The 17,665-nt window shown below is 40.0% G+C and carries 10 protein-coding genes; 5 read left to right on the top strand and 5 right to left on the bottom strand.

Annotated elements, in window-relative coordinates; all coding sequences use genetic code 11:
• Positions 1 to 106: 106 nt before the first annotated feature.
• Together HG267_RS16035 and HG267_RS16030 are read right to left on the bottom strand one after the other, a co-directional pair.
• A complete protein-coding gene (locus HG267_RS16035) occupies positions 107 to 5,704 on the bottom strand; it encodes an ATP-binding sensor histidine kinase (RefSeq protein ID WP_045871938.1) in 5,598 nt (1,865 codons plus the stop codon).
• Between the two features lie 964 nt (positions 5,705 to 6,668).
• The gene (locus HG267_RS16030) at positions 6,669 to 7,304 is read right to left on the bottom strand and encodes a PleD family two-component system response regulator (protein WP_045871939.1); all 636 of its coding nucleotides are present in this window, start codon (positions 7,302 to 7,304) and stop codon (positions 6,669 to 6,671) included.
• 259 nt (positions 7,305 to 7,563) lie between these two features.
• On the opposite strand from HG267_RS16030, the gene lipA reads away from it, so the two are divergent.
• Positions 7,564 to 8,466: a lipoyl synthase gene (lipA, locus tag HG267_RS16025; protein WP_045871940.1), complete on the top strand. Its 903-nt coding sequence runs from the start codon at positions 7,564 to 7,566 to the stop codon at positions 8,464 to 8,466.
• A gap of 377 nt (positions 8,467 to 8,843) precedes the next feature.
• Positions 8,844 to 8,981 (top strand): photosystem I protein PsaX, encoded by a 138-nt coding sequence (locus HG267_RS16020; protein ID WP_045871941.1) that lies wholly within the window; start codon positions 8,844 to 8,846, stop codon positions 8,979 to 8,981.
• Positions 8,982 to 9,002: 21 nt separating this feature from the next.
• Here HG267_RS16020 and HG267_RS16015 read toward each other — a convergent pair whose 3' ends face one another.
• Entirely contained in the window at positions 9,003 to 9,869 is an 867-nt protein-coding gene (locus tag HG267_RS16015) for a branched-chain amino acid ABC transporter permease (RefSeq protein ID WP_045871942.1), read from the bottom strand.
• A gap of 188 nt (positions 9,870 to 10,057) precedes the next feature.
• On the opposite strand from HG267_RS16015, the gene hrmK reads away from it, so the two are divergent.
• Positions 10,058 to 11,857 carry a hybrid histidine kinase/response regulator HrmK gene (hrmK, locus tag HG267_RS16010; protein ID WP_045871943.1) on the top strand — a complete coding sequence of 600 codons (1,800 nt, stop codon included), beginning with the start codon at positions 10,058 to 10,060 and terminating at the stop codon, positions 11,855 to 11,857.
• Positions 11,858 to 12,414: 557 nt separating this feature from the next.
• On the opposite strand, the gene HG267_RS16005 is transcribed toward hrmK, so the two are convergent.
• A complete protein-coding gene (locus tag HG267_RS16005; RefSeq protein WP_045871944.1) occupies positions 12,415 to 13,698 on the bottom strand; it encodes a dihydroorotase in 1,284 nt (427 codons plus the stop codon).
• A gap of 507 nt (positions 13,699 to 14,205) precedes the next feature.
• Positions 14,206 to 15,558, bottom strand: coding sequence for a histidine phosphatase family protein (locus HG267_RS16000; RefSeq protein ID WP_045871946.1), 1,353 nt, complete (start codon positions 15,556 to 15,558; stop codon positions 14,206 to 14,208).
• 209 nt (positions 15,559 to 15,767) lie between these two features.
• Between HG267_RS16000 and HG267_RS15995 the strand changes: the two genes are divergently transcribed.
• Together HG267_RS15995 and HG267_RS15990 are read left to right on the top strand one after the other, a co-directional pair.
• Positions 15,768 to 16,313, top strand: coding sequence for a hypothetical protein (locus tag HG267_RS15995; protein ID WP_045871947.1), 546 nt, complete (start codon positions 15,768 to 15,770; stop codon positions 16,311 to 16,313).
• A 577-nt stretch (positions 16,314 to 16,890) separates the two neighbouring features.
• Positions 16,891 to 17,499, top strand: a complete 609-nt coding sequence (locus HG267_RS15990; RefSeq protein WP_045871948.1) for an NIL domain-containing protein — start codon at positions 16,891 to 16,893, stop codon at positions 17,497 to 17,499.
• Positions 17,500 to 17,665 lie beyond the last annotated feature (166 nt).

The following is a 17,665-nucleotide window of genomic DNA, read 5'->3' as shown; positions in this document are numbered from 1 at the left end:
GCGACAGAGATCTGGGAAAATTATCTGTAGCCAGAATTGAGAAATGGTATAACTCCCCAGTCTAGCTGTCACGCCCGTAACTTTTTGCCAGCGAAATGCCAGTAATTTACTGTCGTATTGGTATCTCAATCACAAACTCAGTCCCTATTCCTGGTGTAGAATCGCACATTAACAGGCCTTTGTGTTTGTCCACTACAACTTGATAGCTAATAGATAGTCCTAAACCTGTACCACTGCCTATCGGTTTAGTAGTAAAAAATGGGTCAAAAATTTTCTGCTGCACCTGTGCAGTCATTCCATGACCATTATCAGCAATCCTAATCCTCAGCGTATTTGTATCTTTTAGTTCAGTATGAATACGAATCTGAGGATTTTGTCTTACAGAATTATCTTTATGTGTGTAATCATCCAAAGCATCGATCGCATTACTTAAAATATTCATAAATACCTGATTAAGTTGACCTGCATAACAACTTACTTCTGGCAGCTGTGCATATTCTTTGATTATCTCTATTTCGGGACGAATACTATTTTCTTTGATTCGGTGCTGCAAAATCATCAAAGTGCTATCAATTCCCTCATGAATATTCACAGGTTTCATTTCCGATTCATCTAGGCGCGAGAAGTTGCGTAAACCCAAAATGATATTTCGGATCCGAGAACTGCCGAGCTTCATAGAATCAAGAACCTTGGGTAAATCTTCTGCCAGGAAATCTAAATCCATTTCCTCAAGCTTGTTCTTGATTAAATCAGAAGCATAAGGGCATTCTTGCTGATAAATACTCACTAAATCTAGCAAGTCTTGCACATATTCATAGGCATGAGTAATATTGCCATGAATAAAATTGATAGGATTATTAATCTCATGAGCAATACCTGCTACCATTTGCCCTAAAGAGGACATTTTTTCACTTTGGATTAATTGGCTTTGCGTACTACGTAATTCTTCTAGAGCCTGTTGTAAATGGTAATTCTTGTCATTAATTTCTTGGGTTCTTTCTGCCACCTTTGTTTCCAAATCGTGATTGTAGTCTGCTAATTGTGTATTGACAGCTTCTAAATTTTGATAAAGAAGAGCATTCTCTAATGAAATAGCAGCTTGGGTAATAATTAACTTCAAAACTTCTAAGCGCTCTTTGGTAAATGCTGCCGTAGTTAAATTATTTTCTAGATAAATGATGCCTAGCAATTTACTTTGATTAATAATAGGAATACATAATATACTCTTTGGCTCCTCACGAGTAATGTATATATCTAAGGCAAAGGCAGCTTGAGTTTTGATATCATCAATCACCAATATTTCTTGAATGCGTTTTACATAATTTATTAAAGTAATAGGTACATGATCGCTAGACTCTAAAGGAATAGATAAAAATTCAGTGTAATGGGCAGCAAAATTCCCATGAGAACTAACTGCGGTAATAGTTAAATCTAAGTTATTGACATCACTCAGAATCAATACACATTTAGAAGCTCCTGCATTCTCCATGACAACTTTGATTAAAGTAGAAAGCAGTGCCTTGAGTTCAATTTCTCCAGAGACTGCTTGCGAAGCTTTAATTACAGCAGCCAAATCTAGCATATCCGAAATGCTCGTATTAGAACCGAGAATAGTTTCATTAGTAGCTATGGTAGATTGATGGCTAGTTGTAGATAAGTGTGTTCTCTGCTCTAGTAAGTTATTTTCACTAGAAGATGACTTCATTTTCTCCTGTTGAATAATAGGTGTAAGTAATTGAGGGTAGCGTTTTTTTAAGTCATTAATTTTGGCTTTCGCACCCCAACGAATATAGGAATAGTAGGCATCAATGAGGTAAGTTTGGGCGATTTTTTGTTTGCCCCATTCAAGATAAAATTTAGCCGCTAATTCGTAAGCGAGGGCTTCTTCATTGATGTAATCGTTTTCTTTAGCATGGGCAATAGCATATTCATAATTATCTATAGCTGCAATATATTCACCAATAACTCTATACTTTTCTGCCTCTACCAAATGAAATTTATGCAAATGATTCATCGGGGCATGATTCGCCCAGTTCTGCATCTTTTCCTGGTTAAAATTCACTTTATGGAGGATTTTATCTTGTTCAACTTTTTCAACATCAAAATATATTGCTAAATGTGCTAATGAGTCATAAAAATAGAATTGAGCAGTTACTAACATGCCGACTCCAGCATATAAGTATTTTTCCACCATATTCGCATTTTTAATAGCTTCAGGGTAGTTATTCAGCAGAAAAGATATGTTAAGTTTGCAAAAATATAGCAATAGAAGTGCTACACCATCTTTAGCTTCAAGATGAATAGGTAACATTTTTGTTTCGTCATATGCTTCCCCCATCAATATTTCTGGATTTTCTGTACTTGACTGCAAATTTAATATTGTCTGCCGAAAGATTTCATTCCAGTGAAATACTCTTTCTTGCTTCATTTTTTGAATAGTATGGCTATATGTTGCTAAATCCTTCTCCAATCCTACTAGTTCATAACCAAGAAAATAGGCATTATGAGAGTAACCATAAAGAGCATAAGCCGCAAATTCAACATCTCCTACTTCGAGATTTGTAGCATAAACATCAAGTAAAGGTTTTAATGTTGTTCGTACATGCTCTTTCCAATGTCTAATCAGTTGATTAAATCCTTCAAGCACCTTGCCAGCAACTTCTTTTGCCTGAAATCTATGTAATAAATTTTCAGCTAGCTTACCAAATTTATAGCCAGAATCAATGTCTTCCATTACGCCACATAACATTAATCCATAAGTTACATAGGCAAAAGCAGAAAAAGAAGAATTACCATATGTAATAGATAAATTGATTTGTTTAAGAATAATCAGCAAGAATAGTTTTGGTGCAACTGGATAGGCGATCCCAACTACACTAGATAGAATACGCATAACTATCAATGCTGAAGCTTCTGTAATTTCTGGCAAATCAATTAAGTCTTCAATATTGATATTAGCCAGCTTTGCAGATGTATTTTCTATTTCTAACTGAACATCTTCTTGGGTAGGGTTTTCAGGGAAATCTACTCCCAACATTTTCAAAATAGCTATTGCAATGTTGACAGCTTCCAGTTCTTTACCTTGCGCCCCATAAGCTTGTATTTGAACTTCATAAGCTTTAATTTTATCCAGCAAAGTTTTTGCTTTTTGCAAAATAACTGGGATTAATTGCTCTGTTAGCTTAAAATTACCGTTGAGATATGCGGCTTCTGCTGCTGTCTCATACAAAGCTAGGGTTAGCTCATATTTAGTATCCCAACAATCATCTGTCAGCAGTTCGATTCCTGTAGTTAAATACTTAATTGCAGATGAGTAAGCTGTTGATATCAAAGCTTTACGTCCTGCAGTCAAATTCATTACAGCCAATTCATCACGTTTAGCTTGATGAGTAATAAATTCTAGGGCAATATTGAACTGATTGACAAGCTCAAAAATCTTGTCTTCCCGTTCTGCTATTGGGATATTACTTAGCAAAAGTAACCCTATTTTTAAATGAATTGGCTTTCTTTGCTCTTCAGGAATGAGAGAATAAGCAGCTTGTTGTACTCTATCATGTACAAATTTGTATTTAGGTAATTGATAACTACTAATTGTTAAATCATCTAATATTTGATTGTCATTTTTTGAAATTAAATTATATCCATCAGTCAGAGGTAAAATTAGCCCTTCAAATAATGCTTTCCATAAGTCTGATGCTGTATCCATGACAGACTTTTCATTGACAATTGCCAAAGTTTTTAAGTCAAACTCATTACCTATGCAAGCAGCAAACTTTAACACATTTTGTGTATTCATGGGCAATTTTTCTATTTGAATGCCCATAAACTCTACAACATCATCTGTCAGAGATAAAGTTTTGATTCTAGCAATATCGTACTGCCAATAACCAACATCAATATTTAATGTAATTAGTCCGTCATCACATAGCGACTTAAGAAATTGAGCAGCAAAGAAGGGGTTACCTTTGGTTTTGGCAAACACCATTTGAGTTAAAGGAACTGCAATTACCTCGCGGCAATGAAGTGTATCAGCGATTAAATGGTTTAAATCAACTTGATTTAAAGGTGAAAGTTGAATTTGATTAATTATTGCTCCCGTTTGAGCAATTTCCTTGAGAGTTAAAGTTAAGGGATGTAAATTTGAAACTTCATTATCTCTATAAGCACCAATCAGTAGTAAACTACCCTTACTGTTGGATATTTCTTCTGTATCATCTGCAATCTGAGCAGCAGTTTCACTCATTAATAGTTGGATAAATTTTAAAGAAGCATTATCTGCCCATTGCAAATCATCTAGAAAAATTACTAGAGGATGTTCTTTTGTAGTGAAGACCTGGATAAATCTCTGAAATAATAAGTTAAACCGATTTTGAGCAGCCAAACCAGCAAGTTCAACTACTGAAGGTTGTTGACCAATAATTTTTTCTAATTCAGGAATTACATCTATAATTACCTGACACTGTGTACCTAATGCTGATAGAATTTTCGCTTTCCAATCTTGAATTTGGATATCTGTTTCGGAGAGTATTTGCCCAATTAAGCTACGCAATGCTTGTACCAAAGCTGACAAAGGAATATCTCGTTGCATTTGGTCAAACTTGCCTTTGATAAAGTAACTTCGCTGCCGTACTATAGGTTTGTGAATTTCATTGACTACAGCTGTTTTACCAATACCAGAAAAACCAGAAACTAAAATCATTTCTGTTTTACCGTTGCTGACTCGCTCAAAGGTAGTGAGTAATGTTTCAATTTCTTTTTGGCGACCATAAAGTTTTTCGGGAATCGCAAACTGATTCGAGATATCTCTAACGCCTAATGCAAATGATGTAATATTTCCTTTCTCTTGCCATTGTTTTTGGCATATTTCTAAGTCATGTCTAATTCCATACACGCTCTGATATCTATCTTCGGCATTTTTTGCCATCAGCTTGCTGATAATATCAGCTAAAATTTGGGGAATTTTAGAGTTAATCAGGCTGGCTTTTGGTGGTTCTTTCGCAATGTGTGAATAGACTAACTCCATTGGATCATTAGTATTGAAGGGTAACTGTCCAGTGAGCAGTTCAAAAAATGTAACACCCAAAGAATAAAAATCTGTACGGTAATCAATACCTCGGTTCATACGTCCTGTTTGTTCAGGAGAAATGTAAGCTAAAGTTCCTTCTAAAACATTAGGATTCTTAATAGATTGAATTTCTTTTGGCAATAAGGTTGCAAGACTAAAGTCGATAATCTTAATTTCTCTTGTGGTAGGATGAACTAGAATATTTGCAGGTTTAATATCTTTATGAATTATGCGATGGCTATGCAATTGTTCAAGAGTAGAACAAACTGACAGAGCTATCTGAAAAAATTCTTTTAATGGAACAAAATTATTTCCCTGTTCTTGCTCTCTTATTTGCCAATCTTTGAGGGATATAGCTTCATAATCCTCCATAATCAGAACATAGCCATTGCGGTAATTCTCTAAGCTGAGGGGTTTGACTATGCCTGGAATCTCCAGATTTTGAGTAATAGTATATTGACTGCGAAATTGACTAACTTCTGCAAAGGTAGGATATTCATTTCGCATCAATTTCAGGATGACCCTCTGGTCGTCTTTTTCTCTGATACCCCGATAAACTACAGTCTTTTTACCTAAATAGAGTTGCTCAGTAATGCGATAGCCAAGGATGGGAGATACTGTATCTGATACTAATAACATAAAAGCTTATGAGGGTAATTATAATTCTGTTATTATTATTCCCATTGCAAAGCTGGAACTAGCAGACAATAATGTGGAAATTATGTGAAATATATAGATTTAGGCTAAAAAATTAACTACTTTAAAGTGGCTTTCCTAATTCAGAAGAGGAGAAAACCGCCAATCTCTAATATTGAAAGACCAAATATCCGCCAATAGAGAGTATAAAAAACCTCAGATGTTCCACATTTAACTTGCATATATTGGGCGGGCAAGATGCCCACCCCACAAGAAATATACAATTTCAGATTATGCAAACTAGATTTGGTTTAGCTTACCTTTTTCTTGATGATGCTGAAGCCTGGCAGGTAGTTTTATGATTATTGATTGCACTCAAAATAGTTATATAGGATTCATATTTGATTTCTGAACTAGACGTAGGGTGTGTTGTCGCGTAGCGCAACGCACCAAAGCTGAGAATACGGTGCGTTACACTTCGTGATAACGCACCCTACATATACTTAGATTTTTCAATAATCAAATCGGATTCCTATACCAATTTAAATAATGTTTGCGACACATTATTTAAATTGGTATAATCTCAAATTTATCTATTTTGAGAACTGGAGTTTACCTAAAGGGAATAGCCTAGGATTTAGAAATCAAATTTAATTTCTAAATCCTAGGCTGTTTGATTGGCTAATTACACTAGTACAACAAGGCAAAAATAAAAAGTGAGCCAATACCATAGATATGCTGTCTGGCTCACTCTATAAAATAATTTATTTCTAAGAACTCCCTTAGTGTTATCAAATTAAGAGCATATTTATTTGCGTCTAGAATGCTACGAGTAAGTCAACAGTCAAAAAGTTTCTATATCAATCAAAGCTTTTAGCTGGTTGAAATGGTTACTTTATTTATGCCGTGTTGTACTAGTCTTTAGTCTCTAGTTTTATGCGTGAATGTTCTACGCATTTGATAAAGACTATTTTACTTTTTGTTTAATGAAGGTCACAACCTGAGTTAGCTGTTTCTTCAAGCTCTCTATTTCTGCTTGCATCTTGGCAATTTTTTCATTTAAAAGCTCAATTTCTCCAGAGGATGCGGTAGCAACGCTTGGAGGCGGAACTGTAGCATTACTATTGATAGCAGCTGGGGCTGTGGCAAAACTATGGCTAGAAGTTACAGTTGCACTATGAGCAACAGCAACGCCTGCTCCCACTAGAACTGGTTCTGGGCGTACCAGTTTAGCTTTTGTCATTGCTGACTTAATAGCACCAATAAGTTGTTTCTGGTCAAAAGGCTTACCCAGAAATTCAAAATATTCAAAGGGTTCTGAAATTTTTTCAGTTACCTCTTCTTTACGCCCAGACATCATTACTAGAGGAATCTTCCTTAACTCAGGCTGGGCTTGAATTTGCTGGAACACTTCCCAACCGCTCATTTTCGGTAGTAGAAAATCTAACATGATTAAACTAAATTTTTCTTTAAGGATGTAATTTAGTCCTTCTAAACCGTCTTTTGCTTCTACTACCTCGAAATTGCCAGGCGGCAACATCTCTCGTACTTTTACCCTGACAACTGTGGTGTCATCAATAACTAGAATTTTGTTACTTGGCACGACTTATTACTCTAACAGAAACTATAGGTGTAGATGGCTATTATGCCCATTGACATTGAGAATGCTCTTACTATATCCAACATTTATCTTGATTGGGGGAGAGTATATTTTCGGTATAAGTGATTTTCGGGGATGTGTTTTCTAGAACCTCTGCCCTTGTTCTGGTCAATTTATGTCATGGTAATATTTAAGGCTTTAACCTTGCTCTAGAGCATAGAAAATTTGCTCCACAATACCTTTGGATCTCGCGTGGATGTCTATGACTTCGTCACAACAAGCCCAACTCAAGTCAGAAATAATGGCAATGCCCAGTTGGTTACGTCGTTCTATCGGCAGAGCCAGCGAAATTTCTACAGTACAACGGATTATTAAGCAGCGCCAAATTCATACAATTTGCGAAGAAGGACGTTGCCCCAACCGGGGGGAGTGCTATGCCCAAAAAACTGCTACTTTTCTGCTAATGGGCCCTACTTGTACTCGTTCTTGTGCATTTTGTCAAGTAGATAAAGGTCATGCACCAATGCCCGTAGATTTAGAGGAACCGCAAAAGGTGGCAGAAGCTGTGAAGCTTTTGGGTTTACGTTATGTGGTACTGACTTCTGTCGCCCGTGATGACTTGGCAGACCAAGGAGCAGGTCATTTTGTCCAAACGATGGAGACTATCCGCCAGTTGAACCCAGAAACTCAAATAGAAGTGCTGACACCAGACTTTTGGGGTGGTATAGCTGCTGGGGAAGAAGGACAACGCCAAAGGATAGAGATGATTGTCAAGGCCAAGCCCGCTTGTTTTAACCACAATATTGAGACAGTGCGACGCTTAACTGGGCCAGTGCGCCGGGGAGCAAAATACGATCGCTCCTTGCATGTACTTGCACTCGTCAAAGAAATCGACTCCTCTATCCCCACCAAATCTGGTTTAATGCTGGGACATGGCGAAACCTTTGATGAAATCATAGAAGCCATGAAAGATTTAAGAGCAGTAGGATGCGATCGCTTAACTATTGGTCAGTATATGCGACCTTCCCTAGAACATCTGCCAGTTCAAAAATACTGGACTCCAGAGGAATTTGATCAACTGGGCAGCATAGCATGGCAAATGGGATTTAGCCACGTCCGTTCTGGGCCACTAGTTCGGAGTTCCTATCATGCAGGGGAAGAATGAGGGAGGTGAGGGAGGTGAGAGAGATGAGGAAGATGAGGAAGATGAGGGGGATAAATATCCCAATCCCCAATCCCCATTACCCCTTATCCCCAGAGGGGGCCCCGAGTTCCCCAATCCCCAATCCCCATTACCCCTTATCCCCAGAGGGGGCCCCGAGTTCCCCAATCCCCAATCCCCATTACCCCTTATCCCCAGAGGGGGCCCCCTGAGTTCCCCAGTCCCCAATCCCCAATCCCCAATCCCCAATCCCCAATCCCCAATCCCCAGTCCCCAATCCCCCATTCCCAACCTTCACACAAATATTTTTAAAGAAACTGGCTAATCGGTACCTCTGTTTGGTATTTCTTAAACAGTCCTGAAATTTAGGAGAACAGCCAATGACTGCTAAAAGCAAAAGTTCACCAGTAGCAGATAGTGGAGCTAAACCCCCCTATCCTTTCCGTACTGGTTGGGCATTATTCTTATTAGCGATCAACTTCTTAGTTGCAGCTTACTACTTCCATATCATTGAGTAATTAGGAGCTGATTGGTGCTGCTCAAATCGTGCCTTTAAATAAACCTTTAGGACGAATGAGCAGCACCAAAATCATGATTAACAGCGCTACTCCTTGTTTATACTGAGAACCAAGCCAAGGGGTGCTGACTTCTTGGACTATGCCAATGATAAAAGCAGCTGCGATCGCTCCGTAAGGATTACCTATTCCCCCCAAAATTACTGAGGCAAATAAAGGCAGAATCAAAAACCACCCCATATTTGGGCGCACTGCTGTAATTAACCCGTACATACTGCCACCCAAGGATGTGAGTGTGCCAGCGATTAGCCATGTCCAGAGGATGACTTGCTCTACATTAATTCCCGACACTCTAGCTAAATCTAAATCGTCAGCAACTGCTCGCATTGCCTTGCCAATTTTTGTATTTTGCAGCAGGTAATGCAGTGCCAAAATCGCTACTACTGCTAATCCCAACACTAACAACTGATTTTGTGGTACCTTTAAGCCGAAGATATCTAAAGCTTGGGTCACAGGTAAATTGTAATTTTGGTTCTTGCCACCCCAAATGAAGATAATGCCATTGCGGAGGAATAAGGCCAATCCAATAGAAATGATAATTAGTGTCGTAGAAGTAGCACGAAGACTACGCATTCTTGACCACAGTAATTTTTCTGATACCAGCATCATTACTACTGTTCCCGCTGCAGCTAGTACCATTGATAGCCAAATATTTACGCCAGCACTGTTTACTAGCAGCGTTAGATAAGCTCCCAAAGTGAGAAAATCTCCGTGGGCAAAATTAGACAACCGTAAAATCCCATAGGTAAGGGTAAGTCCGACCGCGCCCAGAGCAATAATACTCCCTACAGCAATTCCATTAATAATTAATTGAGCAAGTTGTAGATCCATAGTGTTGTGTTAAGCAGCTCTTAAGAATTTACTAGTTAGTGATTTCATACATTAAATTGGTGGGATCATCGTCACATTCGACACTATAGGTTATGCTTTATAAATAAGCAGGAATTGTGCGCTAATATACATAGAATCCTGTTCGCACTTTTGTGCGAAGCTCCACTTGTTCAGCGGTCTAGTTGACCATGCAGCAGTATTCAAGCTTACCAGAACAGAACTCACAGATAGATACAACCCAAACACTTTTGACCACAATACAGCAACTTCGAGCCGAGTTGTGGCTAGAAGGTGGCTTGAACCAGTTGCAAAGCCATCTCAATGATTGCTTGCTTTCTGCTTGTACCACCTTGCCACAGCCAAGAAGCTCAGAAGCAGATATTTTTCAAATTTTGGTCAACGAGATCAGCCATGCTTTAAACACTAGTAAGGTGGCGATCGCGCTGTTCCAACCACAAGAGACAACTGGTAAAATTTTTTATGTTCCACCATCCTCCTCCCGACGCTCACAACTTCTACAGGTAGAAGCGTTATCCAAAAAAGGCAAAAAGTTACGCCTAAAATTGGATGAGGTGATAGAACTTGAGGATTTACAGCACTTAGAGAATCAAGCAACGCCCGGTGCTTGGCAATTGGCCAATGATTGTGGCGGTATAACCGTTTGGCTAATTGTGGCGACAGCGCAGGTGAGAGCGGATGGGGAACTATGTAACACAGCAGAATTAGAACTGCGATCGCAATTTATCGCAAGGGCTGTGAAATATTGCTCTGTAGCGTTGGCAAAACTCAGACATATCCAATCTTGGCAACAAAAGTCGCAATATTTGGGTAGTTCTAATCGTGAGTTGGAGCGTACTAATCAACTTAAGAACCAGTTTTTGGCAAATACCAGTCACGAAATCCGCACACCGCTGAGTTCGATTATCGGCTTTACTCATCTGCTGTTGGCGCAAGGCTACGATCCAACGAGAGAACGCCATCAAGAATATTTAAATATTATTCAATCTAGCAGCAAGCATTTGCTAGCACTAATCAATGATATTTTGGATCTTTCTAAAATTGAAGCCAACCAGCTAGATGTCCAGTGGGAAATAGTTAATGTGCCGACATTGTGCCGGAATGTGTTGGCACTAGTAAAAGAAAAAGCTGCTAATAAAGGTTTAAAATTACTATTAGATATTGAGCCGGAGATAACAACGATAGTTGCCGATCCTTTACGGCTCAAACAAATGTTATTAAATTTACTTTTCAACGCCCTTAAGTTTACAACTACAGGCACTGTCGGTTTACAGGTAGTCGCTAAAGGTAGCTTTTTACATTTTACAGTTTGGGATACTGGTACTGGTATTTCTCCAATAGACCAGGCAAAACTTTTCCAACCCTATTTCCAAATTGCTAATCCCACAGTTAACCGTAATGAAGGTACTGGCTTAGGTTTAGCTGTAACTCGTAAACTCGCTGAAGTGCATGGTGGTTGTATAGAAGTCGAATCTAAAGTTGATTGCGGCTCGCGTTTTACGATCGTACTTCCCTTAAATCCTGTGGGAGAATTAACGGGAATTATGGGTGATGTGACTGCTGCATCCGCTACAACGCCTTTAGACATTGCGCCTAGTTGTTTTTTAGAAATTTTGCTAGTAGAAAATGACTTAAACAATGCTAAGTTAATGCAAATTTATTTAGAAAAACTAGGTTATCAAGTCACTGTGGCCAAGAATGCTGCTGAAATGTGGGAAGCATTAAAAGATATTAATCCAGCAGTAATTTTAATGGATGTAAATCTGCCAGATGATAATGGTTTAAATTTAGTGCGGCAGTTACGAGAAAATTCCCAATATCAAATGACTCCGGTAATTGCCCAAACAGCAATGGCCATGAAAGGCGATCGCGAAATTTGTCTGGCAGCTGGAGTGAATGATTATATTTCTAAACCTATCGATTTACCACTGTTAGCTAGTTTGGTAGCTAAATATAGTAAACCTCAGTAAGAGATGATTTATAAAGTAAAAATAAAATTGCTGTAGGGAAGCTAGTACAAGCCGGCGTAAATAGCGCAAAGTTGGCGGTGTCGGTTTCCGTCCCGCCAAACTTTGTAAGAGAAACAGACCATCTGTAATCGCTAAAAGGCTTGTGCTAACTATTCTTTCTTTTGACTTTTGACTCCTGCGGAGTTCGCCAGTTGCTTTATGCCGACGGCACTTCCTTCAAGTCGGCAAAGCCGCCCAACGGAGTGCCTTGGGAACCCGTCCACCGCACTGGCTCACTTTTGACTTTTGCCTTGTTGTACTAGTCGTGTAACGTCTCCGCAGTATTCACCCGTAATACCATTTCTCTAAATTCAGGCTACAGATAATTCTCTCCCTACCCCCTGCTGCCTATTTGTAGCGGTATTTTGGAGAATTGGGATAATTTGCTGGCTGGTGGGATGACAGTGGAACAGGTGACGAAGTTTACAGGTTTGGATATAGAGGCGATGGCTTCGCCATCGCCTTAGGCGATCGCATCCACAAAGGCACTATCAGCAGTTGACGATTGACTGTTAATCCTAACACCAAATTTGGACAACGCGACCTTGCAATTGTTGCCCTAGCCAAGGTGTATTACTAGAAAGGGTGTGCAGGTTTTTACTCTCGACTTTCCAGTTTTGCTGAGGGTCAAATAAGGTTAATTCAGCTTTTTGATGAGGTGCGATCGCCTGAAGTTTATCTCGCAAACATTCGGCTGATCGCGTACTCAAAGCCCGCCATAATTCTAAGGCGGTAAATTCGCCAGTGTCTACGAGATGTTGCCATAACAAAGGCAATGCTAACTCGTAACCAATTGCCCCTGGAGGTGCTTCTGCAAAGGCTTGGACTTTTTCTTCGTAGGTGAAGGGTGCGTGTTCAATGGCGATCGCATCAATGATTCCGGTGCGTACCCCCTCCCGTAGCGCCTTGACATCGCTGGGATTACCCAAGGGCGGATCTAAATGCAAGCTGGTGTGATAGCTTTTGACTGACTTGGTATCTAATAACAAATGCATCCAAGTAGTGCTGGCGGTGATGGGTAGACCAGATGCCTTGGCAGATGCAATTAAATCTACACTACGTGCAGTAGAAACACGCATAATATGCACGTGGGAATTGCCTGTGGCGGCGACTAATTCCAATAAAGCTGCGATCGCACTTGTTTCTGCACTGGCGGGGATGGGTGGTAAACCCAGGCGAATCGCGTCTGGCCCTTCTCGCATCACTCCATTGGCTGTTAATTGCTGGTCACAAGGCCAAAAGGCTACTGGTTTACCTATAGGCAGGAGATATTCTAACACCCGCCGCACTAGCCCTAAATTTTCCCTGGGGACAGCATCAGTAAAGCCAACAACACCCGCCGCAGCTAAATCTGCTAATTCTGTTAATTGCTTCCCTGCTAAATCGAGCGTCATCGCACCCCAGGTTTGGAGATGTGGGAGAGGGGGGGATGAGAGGGAGGAAGCTTCTCTTTGTTGACTCATCTTTTGCAACTGTGCCACAACAGCCGGGTTATCAATGACGGGGGAGGTATTAGGTAAGATGCTGATTCTGGTAAAACCACCAGCCGCCGCTGCTTGTAGCAGAGATGAGATGGTTTCCCTTTCTTCAAATCCCGGTTCTCCAGAGTGGCTGTACAAATCCACTAACCCTGGCCCTAGAATTAATCCCCGACAGTCTTTGATTTGAGTATCGGAACTGACATCGGTAATATGTGCGGCAATGGCTTGAATGTAACCATCAGCAATTAGCACATCAGTTAGTTGATCTGTTCCAGAAACCGGGTCAATTACCCGTACTTGTTGTAGCAATTCAGTTGTCATGTGTGCTTTTAGCGATTACTTATCAGTGTTTTAACTGTGAGTCTATTTTGATCTATTTGTTGACCGAACAAAGGATGAAGGATAAAGACAGGTTGAATGATACCAATTTTAAAAAAGAAGGCGACAGATTGTAGGGGCACGGCACTGGCCATTGGTGTCAACTTAACGTGAAACTCGCTTGGTTGAAAGGTTTCGCCCTCACCCCCAGCCCCTCTCCCGCAGGGAGAAGGGAGCAAGAGATTTAGTTCTCCTTCTCCTGGGGGAGAAGGGGTTAGGGGATGAGGGCACGAGGTATTTGTACAACGCCCGCCCTATATAGCTTTTAGCTTAAGTTGACACGTATGGGCACTGGCGTGCCCTCTAGAATATATTGATGTGTCGCAAACATTATTTGAATTGGTATGAGAATGGCGATCACTTCAAACCCATCCCTAAATCAGTCGAGTAATTTCATACTTCATACTTTATATTTCAGTCTTCAATTGACTGACAGCTTAACACTGACCTCTACAATGCTCCAGCTGCTGTTTTATCGAATACTCCGCCACCTAAGTGAGTGGTGATATTCATGGCTTGCAGCACTGGTAAACCATCTGGCCCAGCTGGGTAATCGATGACGCTAACTGCGCCGTTACCCTGGCGGAAATTCCAGAAGTTGTCTGATGGTAAACCAAGAATATGACATAGTAAAGTTTTATTGGTAGCGTCGTGAGCGACGACGATGCCAGTTTTGAGATGACTTTGTGATGCTGCTTGCACAATTAAGCGCCAAGCTGCAACGCTACGTTCCCAAACTTGCTGTAAATTTTCCCCTTCAGGCATTTGTACTTGTGCTGGTTCTGTGCGCCAGCGTTCTAACTCTCCGGGAAACTCTTGTTCTATTTCTGCTTCTAATTTGCCTTCCCAGAGTCCGTGGCTGATTTCTCTTAAACCATCTTGAAATTCCAGCTTTACACTAGGATGATGCTGCAAGATGAGTTCTGCTGTTTCTTTGGGACGCGCCATTGGACTGCTGACAGCAAAATCTATGTCCACATCTTTGAGAAATTCACCAGCTTTCCGCGCCTGGTTTCTACCGTTGTCGTTGAGGGGAACGTCAATTTGTCCTTGGAACTTAGTTTGACGATTCCACTCGGTTTCTCCATGACGTACCAGTAGCAACCTGACTCCTTGATGTCCGGGACGCAATGAAGGCAGAGTTTCGCCTGTATGTTGTGTCTGATTTAAAGATTCTAACTGTACGGGGTCGCCCAAACCGCCAGCAAAATTTAATACTGTAATGCCACAGTTAGATTGCTGTATGGAGTGGTAGCGGCTAGCGGGAATTCCTAACGCCGTGCTAATTAAAGCGCGATTAATGCCGTTATGTCCCACAATCAAGATAGTTTCACCTTGATGATGGGGTAAAGTTTCTTGCCAAAACTGCCGTGCTTGTTCGTATAAAGATAGAACCGGAAAATGTTCTTTGGTTCCTTCTGCGCTTTCCACTAACATCCGCAATTCATGGGGACGTTCGTGCCAAGTTTGGTAATCTTCAGCGAACTGTTGCTTCACCTCAGCTGTGAGCATTCTCTCCCATAAAGGCAGGTCAATCTCCAGCAATTTATCAGAAGTTTGGCAGACAGCAGACTTGCTAGTCGGATTTGTCAACTCACGTTGAATAATTTCTGCTGTTTGCTTTGCTCTCTGTAATGGACTGCTATAAATTGCATGGAATAAAATATTACTGAGGGCCTTGCCTAATTTGCCGGCATCGGTTTGACCTTTTTCTGTCAATAAGGACGCATCCGTGCGCCCTTGGATACGCCGCTCAGTGTTATACATACTTTGGCCGTGGCGTACAATGATCACACGGGTCACTATCTTGCCCTCCTCTCTCTAAAGGAACAATTTTACTGCAAACTGGGTTAATCACTGTAACTTAATTTTTACCAGGAAAGATAGGGGGGGTTGGGGATGAGGGAGATGAGGAGGATAAGGGGGATGAGGGAGAAAATAATCATTATTGTACAGACGCGATGAATCGCGTCTCTTGGTCTCTATGACTCAGTACTATTAAGGAATTATATATGTTAAAAGGTATTTCGTTAGCGATCACTCTTTCTTTTATTTCTTTCATTAACTACAGCCATAGTCAAGCAATTGCTACCACCACTACTGATTATCAAATTGCTCAAAATTCTCAGCCATCGACAGCATTAACTGAGGAACAGTTGGGAATCGGTGGTATTAAACTTTCTATGCGTGAAATACAAGTCAGAAAGATTTTAGGTAAACCTGTAAAAGTAGAAAATATTGATAGTCCTGCGATCGGCAGAATTCGGACTCTGAAATACCCTGATATCACAGTTGATTTAGATGAGGGTGGTACGCCAGGTAAATTTACTGTTTATCAAATTAAAGTTACCAGTAATAAATATGCCACTATCGATGGTGTAAAAGTTGGCGATGGGCAATCAAAAGTCATCAGAACATACGGTAAAGCTGAGATTTATAAAGAAGATAATCTGACTAGAATAAATTACGGACTAGAAAACCCTAGCCCTGCAGGTTTAAATTTTACTTTTAAGAATGGCAAAGTTATCGAAATTCTCTGCTTTTACGTAATGAATTAACCTGACTTTTTTTACTGCAATTGCATTGCACTTATTAAGAGAGCATTGATACATTAAGGTGTGTTACGGCTATGAGAGTGGGACAAAGAGACAATGACATTTAGCCGTAACGCACCATCAATGCGCCGATGCGTTAGGCGCTAAGATAGTTATTTCGTGACAAACCACATTGGAAATGAGCACCTAACACATCCTACAGTAATTTTATTTTTCCTTTAGCAATAACCCGTAACCGATAATCGTAAAGCTCAGTTATCCAACTTTCCTAACCAATACTTGTCGGTTAAGGGGAAAAAGAGGAATGGTTCAAGGGAAAGAAAAAACCTTTAACCGTTTCCCCAAAACCAATTTTGAGTTCAAAACGCTATCCCTTGTAGTATTGCTCCCCTAACTTCCTTAAAATCAGATAATTGTGATAAACTACGGTAAGACGATGGATTTAAAGACTATTGTAAATGCAACTGTCAATCGTTTGATTCATGGGAAAAAAGTGCAAGATTGGCGTTGAGATTTGTAGGTATCTTTGCGTTGTATTAGCTAGAAAGAGAAATTCTGATATTTTGAGGAATTAGGGGTTATGGCTTTATCAATAGTAGATTCTACACTTACTTATATCTGCATTCGCGTAAACTTGCAAGACCATACCCAACCGATAATTTCCCAATTAATTTCTCGCTACGGCTTAACAGTTAATATTGCAGCAGCTAGTTTAAAAGAAAATACTCAAAACAACGGCTGGTTTAATTTAGAAATTCAAGGCGATGCTCAACAAATAGCATCTGGACTTAGCTATTTACAATCGCTAAATATAGATATTGAGCAGTTAAACGTTAAAAGCCTCAGCGCTCAAAATCAAGAAAAACTCAAATTATTATGTATGAACCCAGATTGTTATGGGTGTTATCAGACAAAGCAAGAATTACAAAATCGTAACCAAGAAGTTGAGATGACTGTTCCCAAAAATCGAGCGAAATTTCAAGTTTCTATTCCCCATAATTATCGTTCAGCGCCGATAATTAGCGGATTGGTAGCTTGTTATGGCTTAACTGTAAATATTGCTAAGGCTGATTTAGATATAGATGCTCAAAGAGATGGTAAGTTTGATTTAGAAATTTCCGGGAGTCCTCAACAGATTATCTTCGGGTTGAGATATTTAAAAGAATTAGGCTTACAAATTTGGCTGTAATATCAAGTCCATAGAGCTTTCTCAACAAAGGTAGGGTGCGTTACGGCTTTAATAGCAGCAGAATAGATAATACTATTTTGAACAAAGACAGCATCGATAAGGGCACGGCGACCATAATTTTTTGCGATATCAAATTATCTTACAGGTGCCGTGCCCCTACAAAGAA

This window comes from Tolypothrix sp. PCC 7601 (genome assembly GCF_025677855.1).
GTDB lineage: Bacteria > Cyanobacteriota > Cyanobacteriia > Cyanobacteriales > Nostocaceae > Aulosira > Aulosira diplosiphon.
The sequence above is the reverse complement of the archived record's forward strand: the minus strand, read 5'-3'. Positions and strand labels throughout refer to the sequence as shown.

Bases quoted from the DNA above. Each gene is read 5' to 3' on its own strand.
- HG267_RS15995 (WP_045871947.1), top strand. From the start codon at position 15,768: ATGTTAAAAGGTATTTCGTTAGCGATCACTCTTTCTTTTATTTCTTTC.
- HG267_RS16015 (WP_045871942.1), bottom strand. From the start codon at position 9,869: ATGGATCTACAACTTGCTCAATTAATTATTAATGGAATTGCTGTAGGG.
- lipA (WP_045871940.1), top strand. From the start codon at position 7,564: ATGACTTCGTCACAACAAGCCCAACTCAAGTCAGAAATAATGGCAATG.
- HG267_RS16020 (WP_045871941.1), top strand. From the start codon at position 8,844: ATGACTGCTAAAAGCAAAAGTTCACCAGTAGCAGATAGTGGAGCTAAA.
- HG267_RS16005 (WP_045871944.1), bottom strand. From the start codon at position 13,698: ATGACAACTGAATTGCTACAACAAGTACGGGTAATTGACCCGGTTTCT.
- hrmK (WP_045871943.1), top strand. From the start codon at position 10,058: ATGCAGCAGTATTCAAGCTTACCAGAACAGAACTCACAGATAGATACA.
- HG267_RS15990 (WP_045871948.1), top strand. From the start codon at position 16,891: ATGGCTTTATCAATAGTAGATTCTACACTTACTTATATCTGCATTCGC.
- HG267_RS16035 (WP_045871938.1), bottom strand. From the start codon at position 5,704: ATGTTATTAGTATCAGATACAGTATCTCCCATCCTTGGCTATCGCATT.